Source organism: Veillonella sp. LMAG:90 (assembly GCF_008679445.1).
Classification (GTDB): domain Bacteria; phylum Bacillota; class Negativicutes; order Veillonellales; family Veillonellaceae; genus Veillonella_A.
Genome location: NZ_NAND01000001.1, coordinates 1,430,640 through 1,446,231, shown reverse-complemented (window position 1 = coordinate 1,446,231; position 15,592 = coordinate 1,430,640). Strand labels below are relative to the sequence as shown.

General features: G+C 43.5%; 10 protein-coding genes. All 10 read right to left on the bottom strand.

Annotated elements, in window-relative coordinates; all coding sequences use genetic code 11:
- Positions 1 to 60: 60 nt before the first annotated feature.
- Positions 61 to 900, bottom strand: a complete 840-nt coding sequence (locus CCC71_RS06335) for an HAD family hydrolase (protein WP_156705729.1) — start codon at positions 898 to 900, stop codon at positions 61 to 63.
- A gap of 120 nt (positions 901 to 1,020) precedes the next feature.
- Positions 1,021 to 1,392, bottom strand: a complete 372-nt coding sequence (locus CCC71_RS06330; protein WP_021842115.1) for a Bax inhibitor 1 family protein — start codon at positions 1,390 to 1,392, stop codon at positions 1,021 to 1,023.
- Between the two features lie 113 nt (positions 1,393 to 1,505).
- Positions 1,506 to 2,948: an Asp-tRNA(Asn)/Glu-tRNA(Gln) amidotransferase subunit GatB gene (gatB, locus tag CCC71_RS06325; RefSeq protein WP_021842114.1), complete on the bottom strand. Its 1,443-nt coding sequence runs from the start codon at positions 2,946 to 2,948 to the stop codon at positions 1,506 to 1,508.
- Positions 2,945 to 4,402 carry an Asp-tRNA(Asn)/Glu-tRNA(Gln) amidotransferase subunit GatA gene (gene gatA, locus CCC71_RS06320; RefSeq protein WP_156705731.1) on the bottom strand — a complete coding sequence of 486 codons (1,458 nt, stop codon included), beginning with the start codon at positions 4,400 to 4,402 and terminating at the stop codon, positions 2,945 to 2,947. The genes gatB and gatA overlap by 4 nt, the downstream gene beginning before the upstream one ends.
- Positions 4,403 to 4,413: 11 nt before the next feature.
- Complete coding sequence (gatC, locus tag CCC71_RS06315) at positions 4,414 to 4,704, bottom strand: Asp-tRNA(Asn)/Glu-tRNA(Gln) amidotransferase subunit GatC (RefSeq protein WP_021842112.1); 291 nt, start codon at positions 4,702 to 4,704, stop codon at positions 4,414 to 4,416.
- A gap of 160 nt (positions 4,705 to 4,864) precedes the next feature.
- Entirely contained in the window at positions 4,865 to 6,889 is a 2,025-nt protein-coding gene (ligA, locus tag CCC71_RS06310) for an NAD-dependent DNA ligase LigA (protein WP_296333624.1), read from the bottom strand.
- A gap of 52 nt (positions 6,890 to 6,941) precedes the next feature.
- Complete coding sequence (gene pcrA, locus CCC71_RS06305; protein WP_156705733.1) at positions 6,942 to 9,137, bottom strand: DNA helicase PcrA; 2,196 nt, start codon at positions 9,135 to 9,137, stop codon at positions 6,942 to 6,944.
- 90 nt (positions 9,138 to 9,227) lie between these two features.
- Entirely contained in the window at positions 9,228 to 10,505 is a 1,278-nt protein-coding gene (locus CCC71_RS06300) for a manganese-dependent inorganic pyrophosphatase (RefSeq protein WP_021842109.1), read from the bottom strand.
- 224 nt (positions 10,506 to 10,729) lie between these two features.
- The gene (gene dcuC / locus CCC71_RS06295) at positions 10,730 to 12,112 is read right to left on the bottom strand and encodes a C4-dicarboxylate transporter DcuC (RefSeq protein ID WP_156705443.1); all 1,383 of its coding nucleotides are present in this window, start codon (positions 12,110 to 12,112) and stop codon (positions 10,730 to 10,732) included.
- Positions 12,113 to 12,446: 334 nt separating this feature from the next.
- Positions 12,447 to 15,587: an efflux RND transporter permease subunit gene (locus tag CCC71_RS06290; RefSeq protein WP_296333289.1), complete on the bottom strand. Its 3,141-nt coding sequence runs from the start codon at positions 15,585 to 15,587 to the stop codon at positions 12,447 to 12,449.
- Between the last annotated feature and the right edge of the window lie 5 nt (positions 15,588 to 15,592).

The following is a 15,592-nucleotide window of genomic DNA, read 5'->3' as shown; positions in this document are numbered from 1 at the left end:
ACCTACCATTCTTCTTCCTCGTCTTCATCTTCACGATAATACAGAATCTCGTCTACAATATTACATTCTCTGCAATGTTTCAACAGCTTTTACTTTATCAATGATAGTCTTCACAATATTATCCAATCGACTGCCTTCATCATAATTGGCCGGACAGGCAAAATTAACGCGATTATCTTTAATCAGATTTTTCGCCACATTAATTCCGTTTTCCTGTTCCGGGTTATATACGGCAATGGCTTGACCACCATTCACCTTAACAAGTTTCATACATGGCACGTCGGTGAGTCCGTCACCAATATAGATCATGTTACTGAATGGTACTCGTCGTTCCACTTCCGGTGTATACTGATTCAGCTCTTTATCGCTGCTCGTAGTAATATCCAATACGCCCTTGTTAATACGGAACAAGAATTGTGTTTTGGCTGTATAGTTAACGGCAATCTTCGGCCATTCGATAAGACCGTTATAGTCATACTTGAATTCACAGGCGTAAATCTTTTTGAAAAACTTCGCAATCTTACTACCGTCGATAATTTCTTTCACGCCGGACGATACAATATAATGCTCTATTTGCACGCCTTTTGACTCACCGTAAGCACTGATGCGGTCGAACCAAGAAATTACGCCCGGAAAATATTCAATTCCTTCCCCTAGTTTATTTAACGTTTGCCGGGTAATCGGCACTTCATGGAGCCTACTCATCTTAACCATCATGAACATATACGCCAAAATACCGTCCATGCCGTCTTTATCGGTTAAACCATTAGCCTCACGCCAAAAATCCGCCGTCGTCATTCCAAGCTCCGGAATAAAACCATATTCCTGCATATCCTTAGTACACAACGTTTTATCAAAATCATACATCAAAGCCACAATCGGCTTTTCATTAGAACTCATAACTTCTCCTTTCTTGGCAATTGCTTTTATATACGCGAAAAGACTTCTCCATTCTGGGCAAGCTAGCCTTTCGTGCATGCACGCCGGATAGCGAACTGGAATGAAGAAGTCTTTATACCATTAAAAAAGCTTTCGTAAGAGCGCCCATATACCGACGCCTAGTCCCAACACAATAAATCCAATTAAAAATAAACCACCAAAGAAAGTTAACACACTAAAAAGAACAACTACGAGAGCTGCCATGATTAATTTACCCTTCCAGCCCACAGAGCTGAAGGTAAATACTTTTACGCCCGGAATTGTCTGCTGAAAATAATCATTAAAACCGGTGCCATCAGACATTTCATGAGTCTTGGCACGGTTTTCACGACGAATATCCTCTTCAGATTGCTCACGCCCGGTTTCATCTATGGTCACGCCGTCAAACGCACGACGTTCTTCTTCCGATAACACACTCGTCTGTTTAGAATCATAAGATTGTTTATCTTCCATAGCAATCTCCTGTGTTTTAAATCAAAGAATCGGAATTAATAGGTCTTACGCTTACTCATATGGAATTATGTATAACCATAATTCTATATTATATAAGCTGAAAACTTTTAAATTTATGCGTTCAAATGTTTCTGCAATAATTCGTTAACAACGCCCGGATTAGCGCGGCCCTTGCTGAGTTTCATAACCTGACCAACCAAGAAACCGATAGCTTTGCCTTTACCGCTCTTGAAGTCTTCTACAGACTTAGGATTATCGGCAATAACTTGTTTTACGATTTCTTCAATAGCGCCGGTATCGGTAATCTGAACAAGACCTTGTTCTTCAACGATAGCTTGCGGATCTTTACCGGTTTCCCACATGGAAACGATAACTTTTTTCGCAATTTTACCGGAAATAGTGCCTTTGTTGATGAGTTCAATCATAGCGGCCAATTGAGCCGGTTTAACTTTCGCATCGGCAAAGGTAATATTGGCTTCGTTCACCATTTTGGACAAATCACCTAGCATCCAGTTAGCTGCTGTTTTAGCATCAGCACCGGCTTTAACAGCTTCATCAAGGTAATCGGCGGTTTCACGCATAGTTGTCAAAATCGCACTATCTTCTTCGGATAAACCGTAATCGGCTTGGAAACGAGCCATTTTTGCATCCGGTAATTCCGGTAAGGATTGGCGAGCCGCTTCAATCTGTTCATCCGTAATCACGATTGGTACCAAGTCAGGTTCAGGGAAATAACGGTAGTCGTTTTCCGCTTCTTTCTTACGCATGGACAATGTCATGCCCTTGCTGTCGTCCCAAGTACGGGTTTCCTGAACGATAGTGCCGCCGTCTTCCAACGTTTCCGCCTGACGAATGGCTTCATATTCAACACCTTTCTGCAATGCAGTTAAGGAGTTCATATTCTTAATTTCAGTTTTAGTACCTAATTTTTCGTCGCCCATCAAGCGTACGGAAATATTGGCGTCGCAACGCAAGCTGCCTTCTTCCATACGAACGTCGGACACGTCCAAATATTTGATGATGGAACGGATTTTTTCAACATAGGCACGAGCTTCTTCACCGGAGCGAAGATCAGGTTCCGATACGATTTCCAACAATGGTACACCGGTACGGTTGTAGTCAACGTTGGAGGAATCGGATGTGCTGATGGTATTGCCGCTGTGAACCAATTTACCGGCATCTTCTTCCATATGAATACGCGTAATGCGGATACGACGAGTTTTGCCGCCCACTTCGATATCAATATGACCATTCAAGCAGATTGGCAAGTCATATTGGGATGTCTGCCAGTTTTTTGGCAAATCCGGATAGTAGTAGTTTTTACGGTCGAATTTATTGAATTGTAAAATTTCACAGTTCAAAGCTAAGCCGACGCGAATAGCATATTCAACCACTTTTTGGTTAAGTACCGGCATAACGCCCGGTAAACCTAAACATACAGGGCAAACATGCGTATTTTGGTCGCCGCCGAATTCAGTAGTGCAACCGCAAAAGATTTTAGATTTAGTCTTTAACTCCGTATGGACTTCCAGCCCTACGACTGTTTCGTATTTCATAGTGTTACCTCCCCAATGGATGCGATTTTATTGCATTCCGGACAAGCCTGTTCGAATGTATAAGCCGTACGGAATAAGACTTCTTCACCCATAGCCGGTGCCAACAACTGCATACCGATTGGCATACCATTGGATGCAAAACCTGCCGGGATGGAAATGCCCGGAATACCGGCCAAGTTAACAGGGGTGGTACAAATATCTTCTAAATACATGGATAACGGATCGTTAATTTTTTCACCGAACTTGAACGCTGTATTTGGTGCAGTCGGTGTTAACAATACGTCTACTTTTTCAAAAGCCGCATCAAATTCGTTTTTAATCAAACGACGAGCTTTCAAGGCTTTCAAATAATAAGCATCATAATAGCCGGAACTCAATACATAGGTACCGAGCAAGATACGACGCTGTACTTCGGCACCAAAACCTTGGGAGCGAGTCTTCGTGGACATTTCAACCAAGTTATCAGCCGGTACACGCAAACCATAGCTTACGCCGTCGTAACGAGCCAAGTTGGAGCTGGCTTCCGCCAAAGCGATAATATAATAAGCGGATAAAGCATATTTAGAAGTCGGCAAGCTTACTTCTACGATTTCAGCACCCAAACCTTCGTATACTTTAGCGGCTTTTTCAAGCGCTTCACGGACTTCACTGTTGAGACCTTCGCCGAAATATTCTTTTGGCATACCGATTTTAAGGCCTTTTACGTCATTTACCAAGGCTTTCGTGTAATCAGGACGTTCGCCCGGAATAGACGTGGAATCACGATGGTCGTGGCCACTGATAGCGTTAAGCACGATAGCCGCATCAGTTACGTCACGGGTCACAGGGCCGATTTGGTCAAGCGATGAAGCATACGCAATAAGGCCGTAACGAGACACATTGCCGTAAGTTGGTTTTAAACCAACTACGCCGCAATAGGACGCCGGCTGACGAACAGATCCGCCCGTATCGGAACCCAAAGCCCACACAGCACTGCCCGCTGCTACGGAAGCAGCCGCCCCGCCGGAAGAACCACCCGGTACATACTCGGCGTTCCAAGGGTTCGTAGTTTTAGCAAATGCGGAGCTTTCGGAAGAACTACCCATGGCGAATTCGTCCATGTTAAGTTTACCAAGGCTTACATAGTCTTCACCGGTTAACTTTTCAACAACAGACGCATTGTATGGCGGTACGAAGTTTTCCAACATACGAGACGCACAAGTAGCCTGTTGGTCTTTAATACAAATATTGTCTTTTACAGCCCCCGGAATACCGGCTAACGGCGAAATGGCTTCACCGGCTGCAATTTTTTCATCAACTTTAGCTGCTACCGCTAAAGCTTGTTCGTGAGAATCCGCTAAATACGCATGTACTGTCGGTTCTGTTTTTGCTTTATGGGCAATTACGGCATTCGTTAATTCAACGGCCGACAATTCTTTGGCCACTAATTTCTGATGTAATTCATGAATGGTCACAGTGCTTCCTCCTATTCCTGTATAACGCGCGGCACTTTGAAGTAACCGTCTTCTTCTTCAGGTGCATTCTGCATTGCCAAATCATGTGGCAACGAAGGAATCACTTCGTCCTTACGGAATACATTGTGTAAAGGAACTGCATGGGCCATAGGTTCTACCCCTTCAAGGTCCAATTCTTCCAATTCAGCAACATAAGATAATACGTCATTTAACGCTTTTTCTACAGTGCCCATATTTTCTTCGCTAATATCTAAACGAGATAATAAAGCAATCTTTTTTATTTCTTCCCGATCAATTTTCATGCGTACACATCCTTTCCATTTTATTATTATATCAAATTGACTATGACAATACAAAATAAGCTGATATATTGCCTATTTTAAAAATCGTAGGGTCAATTTGTGATGTATTTCAAAAGGCCGCATCTATTGCCCATCTTTGTTTGATTCCAAAAGGCCGAATTTATTGCCAGTCCTTGATTAATTCTAAAAACTCCGTTTCATCCATGACGCGAATACCCAAAGATTCCGCTTTAGTGAGCTTACTGCCTGCTTCGGCACCGGCGATAACGATAGTTGTCTTCTTACTTACGGAGCCTGTTATCTTAGCGCCGTGAGCCGCCAAGAGTTCACCTGCTTCTTTACGCCCCATACTTTCAAGTGTTCCCGTTAAAACAATGGTTTCCCCTTCCAGTTCGGTGCCGCTCGGTTCCACCTGTTCTTCTGCCATAACAACGCCCACTTCGCGAAGGGCTGCAATGAGTTCCAAATTATACGGCTCTTTAAAATAAGCCACCAAGCTGTCCGCCATGGTCGGCCCGATTTCACTGACCGCCGTTAAAGTTTCAGCGGTAGCAGCCTGTAAAGCCTCCATAGTGGGAAAATGTTCCGCAATAGTTCGGCCTGCTTTAGCACCGATTAAGCGAATCCCCAAAGCAAAGAGCAGTCGACCGAGACCACGGGTTTTAGATTCTTCAATGGCTTTTAAGAGGTTCTGCGCCGATTTCTTACCCATGCGCTCCATCGTAACCAGCTGTTCTTCCGTTAATTTGTACAAATCGGCTACCGTAGCAATTAACTTATAGGCAATGAGGCTTTCCACAATGCTCGGCCCCAAGCCGTCAATATTCATGGCATCACGGGAGGCAAAGTGAATGATTTTTTCTTTTTCCACAGCCGGACAATGCGGATTACTGCAACGAACCGCGACTTCACCGGGTTGGCGCACGGTCGGAAAATCACAAATCGGACAGTTGGTCGGCATGCTAAATTCACGCTCTTCACCGGTGCGTTTTTCCGGTAAGGATTTAATGACTTCCGGAATAATTTCCGCCGCTTTATGAATCATCACATGGTCACCGATGCGAATGTCTTTGTCTTTAATAAAATCTTCGTTATGAAGGGTGGCGCGCGCTACATTGGTGCCTGATACAAAGACCGGCTCCAATTCCGCGGTTGGTGTCAAAACGCCGGTACGGCCAATATTGATAGTAATATCTTTGACGATGGTTTCTACTTCTTCCGGCGGATATTTAAAAGCCGTAGCCCACCGGGGATCTTTAACGGTAGCCCCCAATTGTTCCTGGTCTTCAAAGGAATTCACTTTAATTACCATACCGTCCGTATCATAGGCCAATTCATGACGAGCCGTATCCCAATAAGCAATACGTTCAATTACTTCATCAATGGTTTGGCACACTTTGTAATTTGGATTTACATGGAAATGATATTCCGCTAAACGCTTTAATAGTTCACTCTGGGAGTGAATATCGGAGCCTTCCGAAGAACCTACAGCATAGGCGAAGAAGTCGAGGTTACGACTGGCTGTAATGGCCGGATCTAACTGGCGCAAAGAACCGGCGGCGGCATTGCGCGGATTTACAAACGTCGGCAAACCGGCCGCTTCACGCTCTTCGTTAATGCGTTGGAATTCTTTATGAGGCATGTATACTTCACCGCGTATTTCAATATACGGCGGTGCATTTTCAATACAAAGCGGTACCGATTGAATGGTGCGCACATTATTCGTTACATCTTCCCCGACACGGCCGTCACCGCGGGTTACGGCTCTTACGAGAACACCGTTTTCATAATGAAGATTACAAGCGAGGCCGTCGATTTTAAGTTCAATGACATATTCAGGTCGATGACCGAGCTCGCGTTCGGTTCGTTCCGCAAACGTACGCACTTCAGCATCACTGAAAACATTACCAAGACTCAGCATTGGTCGTCCGTGTACGACTTTCGGAAAATCCCCTTCAATCTTGGCGCCTACGCGCTGTGTCGGTGAATAGGATGTGATAAATTCGGGATGCGCCGTTTCCAAATCGAGTAATTCCCGATAGAGTTTATCGTACTCATAATCTTCCATTTCCGGCGCATCTTTTACATAATACAAATATCCGGCATGAGCCAATAATTGTTGCAGGGCATGGGCTTTTGCTTCTTCCGTAGCCGCATTGGCTACAGCTGCTCTTAATTCATTCATTGCTGGCATAGTCTTTCTCCTACCGTCTTTTGTAAAACAATGATATAACAGGTTATTTTTCTAAACGCTTAACCGGTGCAAATTGAGCCATAATTAAGCGAACCCCTTGAGTTGGGAAGTCTATTTTTAACTTCAAGCCGGAACCGGATCCCTGAAGTTCGATAACCTTGCCATTCCCCCATTTGGAATGAACCGCCGTATCACCGACTTGCCAGTTTTCCACAACAGGATTACGCAAAGTAGGCTTCGTTACGGGACGAGACATTACGGATAAATGAGACGGTACATGACGCTGTACATCCTCACGCACTTTGCGTTTTGGTCGTAACTCTTCAATCAAGCCTTCCGGAATCTCTTTTAAGAAGCGCGATGGCAAATAGCCGTTGGTGCGGCCGAATACGGTACGGGTCGTAGCATTTAAAAGATACAGTTCTTTTTCCGCACGGGTAATCCCTACATAGCAAAGGCGACGCTCTTCTTCAATCTCTTCCGGATTCATGAGGGTACGGCTATGTGGGAATAAGCCTTCTTCCATACCGGCTAAGAAGACAATCGGAAATTCCAAGCCTTTGGCTGAATGAAGGGTCATCAAGGTTACTTTAGAATCAGCTTGTTCATACGTATCCACATCATTGACTAGCGCCACCTGTTCCAAGAAGTCTTGCACCGTGCCTGTTGGATTTTCATCTAAGAATACTTTGGCTACGGATAACAATTCACCGATATTTTCAACGCGGGCTTCGTCTTGAGGGTCCGTGCTGTCTTCCAATTCTTTAAGATAACCTGTTTTTTCTAGAATAGCTTCCAAAATCTGCAATACATTGTGGTTATCCATCATGGCAACCAAAGTAAAAATCAGAATTCCGAATTCCTCCAGTTTTTCCTTCGTTTTGCCCTTAATTGTCGGAATATTGCTTAACATGGTCAAACTCATGAATAAAGAATTGCCTGTTTCACGAGCATAATCTTGCAATTTAGCAACCGTCGTAGCACCGATACTGCGTTTTGGCACGTTAATAATACGCATCAAGCTCAAATCGTCAAAGGGATTAAAGAGTACCTTTAAATAGGCTAACACGTCTTTTATTTCTTTACGGTCGTAGAACTTCGTCCCCCCTACCATTACATAAGGAATGCCTCGTTTGATGAGGCCTTCTTCAAGGGCACGGGACTGAGCATTGGTACGATATAAAATAGCCATATTACCATACGGTACTTCATGAATATCATGCTGTTTGGCAATAGTTTCGCTGATAAAAGCCGCTTCTTCCAGTTCCGATTGAGCTTCGAAATGACGAATTTTCGGTCCCATATCTTTATCCGTCCAAAGGACTTTGTCGGGACGCCCTTCGTTGTTATCGATAACCGCATTGGCCGCTTCCAAAATCGTCTTCGTGGAGCGATAGTTCTGCTCCAGTTTTATGGTTTTAGTAGCCGGATAGTCTTTTTCAAAATCAAGAATATTCTGAATATCCGCACCGCGCCAAGCGTAAATACTCTGGTCCGCATCCCCTACGACACAAATATTTTGCCATTTGGAGGCCAATAAATGAGCCAACGTATATTGAGCATGGTTCGTATCCTGATATTCGTCAATCATGATATAACGGAAGCGATTACTGTATTTCTGAAGAATATCTTCACGGCTCTGCAAGAGTTTAACCGCTACCATCAACAAATCATCGAAGTCGAGCGCATTATTCTTGCGGAGTTCTTTCTCATAATATTCGTATACGTCAGCCACTTTTTGACTGTAAAAATCACGAGCTTCCATGCGAAATTCGTGGGCCATCAAGAGTCGGTTCTTGGCATCGGAAATAGCACTAAGCATAGCTCCCGGCGGAAAGTATTTATCATCCAGATTCAGGCTCTTCAACGCCCCCTTAATAACGGCTTGTGAGTCCCCTGTATCATAAATCGTAAAATTTTTGCTGTAGCCGAGGAAGTTATCCAGCTCAAAACGTAAAAATTTTGCACAAAAGGAATGAAAAGTGCTGAGCCAGATGCGATCCGCCATGGAACCAACCAAATCCTCCACACGGCTCTTCATTTCTTTAGCCGCTTTATTGGTAAAGGTAATGGCTAAAATTTCATAAGGATTTACACCCTGTGACAATAAATAAGCAATGCGATACGTCAGTACACGCGTCTTACCGGATCCGGCGCCCGCTACAATCAACAGTGGCCCTTCCGTAGTGCGTACTGCTTCTTGTTGCTCTTTATTCAAGCCGTCAAATATACTACTCATAACAGTCCTTTCTACACAGTGTAATCAGAATGAACAAAAACGTTGCCCTTTGCAACGTTTTTGTTTTACTTATATAGCTACTTAGTCGTATTATTTCATAGCTCCCAAGATTTGAGGAACGATTTGTTTTTTACGGGACAAAGTATTAGCCAAGAATACTTCCTGTTCCTTAGGTTCTTGACCGAAAGCAGCTTTAACGATAGCATCGGCATCGCCGGCGAATAATAAGTTAGTGCTTTCTTTCAAGATATCGGTAACCATGATGTAAGATGCAGCATATTTGTTAGATGCACGCAATTCTTCCAAAGCTTTTAACAAAGCAGCTTTACGAGTCAATACTTCTTCAGCGTTCATGGTAGTCAACTGACCAATGCTGATAACCTGACCGTTAGCACCGAATTCTTTCATATCTGTACGAACGATTTGTTCATCGCTGAAATCGGATACATCGGCACCGGCTTTCAACATTTCAAGGCCGTACGCTTCCAAATCCACACCGGCGATAGCAGCCAATTTCTTAGCTGTTTCCACATCTTTTGGTGTGCAAGTCGGCGAACGGAACAATACTGTATCAGAAATAATGGCGGATAACAATAAGCCCGCAATGTGTTTAGGAATTTCCTGACCGTACTGCCAGTAGAAGTTAGCCACGATGGTGCAAGAGCAGCCAACCGGTTCGTAATGGATGAAAATAGGGTTTTCCGTTGTTAAACCACCGATACGATGATGGTCGATGTTTTCGATAATTTCGGCATCTTCGATGTCGTCGATAATCTGTACTTTTTCATTGTGGTCAATTAATACAACTTTTTGTTTTTCTTTAGGTGCTTCCACTTTGGAGCGAACCATACCAAAGTAAGTGTCACCGTCTACTACCGGGAACGCACCGGCATGACCGCGGTCGAATTCTTTTAATTTTAATTCAGGGGAAACCAACTGACAACCCGCTTTAGATACGATGTCGGCGGCAGTTACAGTTTTCTTATCGAGCCAAGCACCGGCTAAAGCATCAATCAAACGACTTGGTAAAATTACGCCTACGAATTTACCGTCTTTTACAACCGGTACACGGTTCATGTCATGAGTGTTGCGCCATGCCAAAATATCTTCCAAGCTTGCAGAAGCATCAACAGCCGGTACTTTTTCCATAACGTCTTTAATGCGAACGGCAAAACTTGTCACGATTTCAGGATGTTCTACTTTGAAATAATCAAGCACGAAGGAAGTTTCCTTGTTAGCTTTACCGGCACAAATTGCTTTGGCAGGCATACCCATCTGGGTTTTCAAATTAGCATAACCTAATGCAGAACAGAAGGAATCCGTGTCAGGGCTCTTATGGCCGGTTACTAAAATTACATTTTCACTCATGTATATCACCTCATAAAAAAATTAGAATTAACGAAGTTAATTTATCTTATTCATTATACCATAAATTACCCTTCTGCAGTATGAGTAAATGAGCATTATAGCATGCTTTTTACAAACAAATATCTCCACCCGACACAATGTCGGATGGAGATATGAAATACAATTTTAAAATTTAAAAGTACACATATAAATAATTTACAAATCTTTTAGCTCAACATTGTAAATTATAAGAACATTACAAAGTTCGCAACAACGAGCGTAAAGCCGGCACCAATCATCGGAATGGCAGTACGTTTAACCAAATCAAACGGTGAAATACCGGCCATACCGGCGGCTACCACGATTACAGCCGTAATCGGCGAAATGGTACGGAACGCACTGGCGATAAAATGCATCGGTAAAATCATGAGGGCTGCCGAAACGCCGGTGGACGCCGCAATGGACGGCACCAAGTTAGCAAAGGCGAAGAACGGAGCGTTCCCCGAGCCCATAACGATGGAGGAAATGCCGATGATGGATACCATTACGAGGGTAATGCCGATACCGCCGAAACCGGACGTTTTAGTCCAGTTGATGAGGGCATCGATGGTACCGATAGCCATGAGGCCTTTGGCAAAGAGTTCGCCGGCTACGATAAGGCTGACTACGTTTGCCATTTGGCGACCCATGCCGTCGAAGTAAACCTGTAAATCAGCAAGCGTAGACTTACCCTCAAAGGTACGTAAATATTGGAAAATCATGCCCACAGTCGTACCGATTAACATGGCCATGATAATGTTCATCTTAATCCAAGAAATCCAGAGACTGGAGAAGGATAAAATTAAAGCGAGCGGAATAATCGGTAAAATCGCATAGTATAAAGGTGCTTTAACTTCTTTTAAGTCTTCATTGGTCATTTTTTCTTCGTGAACTACAGCGTCCTGAGCCACTACAATATGACCATCTCGTTTATCCATGTATTTTTGTACAACATAATGAAGTATTGCAACTACCGGGAATACCCAAAGAGCTACCGGTACCTGATAGGAATGCCAGTATGTTACAGGATCGATGCCCGCCAGTTCAGCGGCAAAGATAGTCCCTGTATCACTTGGACTCCAGTCGAGACAAAGAGTCGTTGCGATGGCAGCCGTTGCGGACAACTTACTTACGCCTAACGCAATTAATACAGGATACATAGTAACCATTAATAACATGGCCAAACCGGAGGCACTGTTAATAGCAAGACCGATAATCATCCCTACTACCCAACAAGCACTGAGTACTAAATACGGGGATTTTAATTTTTTAAGCGGTTTAATTGTCAAGGTAACTAACGCACGGGATGCACCAATGTGGTCCATGTAACGGGCAAAACCGGCTACGGCCATGATATTAAGGCCTAATTTAGCAGCACGTTCACTGAATAAAATGCGAATGAGTTCATAAATATCAAAAATAAAGTTACCCGTTTGTTGTTTAGCACCAAGAATTGTGCCGTAACCCATCAAATAGGCTAATGCTAATAGTACCATACCACCGATGAATAAAACGGCTTGCGCTTTATATCGTTTGAATACTAAAGTACCAATCCAGAGAATGACAATTACCGAAATAATAATATTCACTTACTTACCTCCTCACTACTACAACGAACCTACTGACGGCTATCCCCCAATAACCGTAGACACAACCCGGTGACTTTTAGATATATAATTATAATAAATCATCACCGTTACACCTCACCAGCTACGCATCGCCTCCTACATGTACACGTATGTACTTTATAATTACCATCATTATATCATGTATTCTTTCATTTAAGTTATACATAATATGCAACAATCGAATTATATGTAAAAAGCGAGTACACTCAAAAGAGCATACTCGCTTAATAATTTACAGGTCATGCACTTTAAAACTTACATTATTGTAAGTTTTTAAAGTACCTAGACTGACGTATTAATGTTTTTTATTCTTACCGGCACCGATGTTTTCAATAAAGATGAACAACATCGGGATAACGAAGATGCCGAATAAGGTAGCAGATGTCATACCGGCTACTACGGTAATACCAATGGATACACGGGCACCCGCACCGGCGCCGCTGGAGATTGCGAGCGGAATACAACCTAAGATGAACGCTAAGGACGTCATCAAGATAGGACGTAAACGAATCTTCGCCGCTTCGATAGCCGCATCGACAAAGCGCATGCCACGCTCATCAACACGAATCTTAGCATATTCGATAATCAAGATTGCATTCTTCGCCGCTAAGCCGACCAAGGTCAACAACCCGATCTGTAAATAAATATCGTTGGTTAAGCTATAAGCACCGGTTAAGTTCAATAACCAAGGAATTAAAGCTGCCCCTACGATACCGGACGGTACGGAGAACAATACGGCAAACGGTACTTTCCACGATTCATACAAGGCGGCCAATACGAGGAATACGAAGATAATCCCCATGCCTAAGATAAGAATCGTCTGGGAACCGGCTTTAACTTCTTCACGGCTTTGATCGGCCCAGTCATAGTCATAGCCCTGAGGTAACGTTTTCGCTGCTTCTTCAAGAGCTGCAATGGCATCACCGGAACTGTAACCGTCCGCTTCAGAACCACCGATTTTAACAGCCGGATAGTTGTTAAAACGAGTGATCGTCGAAGCCGATGTTGTGGATACAGCTTTAACATAGTTAGCTACCGGATACAAAGTACCACTACTGTTAGCTACATAGATATTGTTGTTATTTTCCGGTGAAACACGGTAATCCTGGCTGGCTTGAATAACAACCTTATAAGTCTTACCGAACTGGTTAAAGTCATTAACCTGGATCGAACCGTAATAACCTTGCAAGGTCGTAAAGATATCAGACACACTCACACCATCTTGAGCCGCTTTATCACGGTTAATATCAAAATTATAAGTTGGTGTGCTATCAGTAAAGGTCGTGTAGATAGAACCAAATACCGGTTGTTTACGAGCTTCACTTAAGAAGTCATTAACAACGGTTGCCATTTCAGTTGTGGAATCCCCTGCCTTATTGATAATATACATGGAGAAACCACCGGAGTTACCTAACCCCGGAATTGGTGGTGGATTCAACGGTAAAATAGTCGCTTCCGGAACGGTAGCGGCATAGCCCATTAATTTACCGATTTTGCTGTTAACATCCTGTCCGGCCCCTTTACGTTGGCTCCAATCGGATAAGGTAGCAAACATCAAACCGCCGCTTGATTTTTGAGCACTAGCTAAAATATCGAAACCGGCAATCCCTGCTTTATCGACAATATCCGGATCTTCACTCATGAAGCCCTGCACTTTATCGAGCACGGCAATCGTACGGGATAAAGTAGCCCCTTCCGGCAAGTTTACGGCTACCATGTAATAACCGTTATCTTCCGGTGGTACGAAAGCGGATGGCAATACGCGGAACACACCTGCGGAAACCAAGGCAAACGCCAATAAAGCAGCCACAGTAATCCATAAGTGTTTAGCCAAGCGAGCTAACTGATACCCGTACCAATCACTGAAACGTTCCAAGGCATCGTTAAATTTATTAAGTCCACGATGCAACAAGTTTTCATGTTCCTGCGGTACATGTGGTTTTAACATCATGGAACAAAGTGCCGGCGTCAAGGTTAACGCTACGAACGCAGAAATGGCAACAGATACGGCAATGGTCAAGGCGAACTGTTTGTAAAGAATACCTGTCATACCGCCCATGAAGGATACCGGCACGAATACGGACGCCAATACGAAAGCGATACCGACAACCGGACCTTGTACGTTTTTCATAGCTGCAATCGTTGCGTCATGAGGCGTCAAACCATTGACTTTAATTTCGTATTCAACCGCTTCAATAACAACGATGGCGTCATCGACTACAAGCCCTATAGCAAGTACCATCGCGAACAAGGTCAACGTATTGATGGTAAAGCCTAATACTTCAAACGCCGCGAAGGTACCAAGCAAGGATACCGGTACGGCAATCATCGGAATCAATGTGGAGCGCCAGGACTGTAAGAAGATATATACAATCAAAGCTACCAAAATCAACGCTTCTACGAAGGTCTGAACTACTTCTTCGATGGACGCAATAACGAAGTTCGTATTATCTACGATAACCGTATATTCAACGCCCGGTGGTAAACTATCTTTTTGTTTTTCCAGAACTTGCTTTACTTGACCGATTGTTTCAATCGCATTCGCATCACTTGTTAAAGATACGGTAAACACAGCCATTGGACGGTCATCACTCTTGGCATTAAAACCATAATCTTCAGAGCCAAGTTGGATAGTAGCCACATCTTTTAAGCGCAGCAAATTACCGTTGCTATCTGTTTTAATAACGATATTACCGAATTCCTGAGGCGTAATTAAACGGCCTTGAATGGAAATGTTACGATTAATTTGCTGTGTACTAGGCGTTGGATCGGTACCTAAAGAACCGGCTGCCGCCTGTCTATTCTGTGCGGAAATAGCACTGGTTACTTGAGCAATCGTTACATTATGCTGAGCCATTTTACTTGGATCGAGCCAAACGCGCATAGCAAAGTCAGCGCCGAATTCCTGCACACTACCAACACCTTTAATGGATTTAATTTCATCCATCATGTAGTTGGATGCATAGTTTTTTAAGAATGTCTGGTCATATGAATCAGCATCATTAGATTTCAACGCAAATACCAAGGACATATCGCCGGTAGATTTAGTTGTAATAACACCGACACTTTGTACTTCCGACGGTAAGGAAGCTAAGGCACGCTGTACACGGTTTTGAGTATTTACCGTATCCATATCCGCATCGGTACCCTGATTAAATTGGACTGTCAAAGAGTAACTGCCGCTGTTGCTACTGGTTGATGTCATGTAGTCCATATCTTGAACCCCTACGATTTGGGATTCGATTACGGACGCTACCGTATCACTTACAACGTCTGCAGATGCCCCGACGTAACTAGTCGTTACATGAACCTGTGGCGGTGTTATCTCCGGATAACGCGCAATCGGCAAGGTTAACATTGACACAAGGCCGACAATCGTAATAATCAAGGACAAAACGATGGCAAAGATAGGTCGGTTAATAAAAAATTTCGACACAGTAT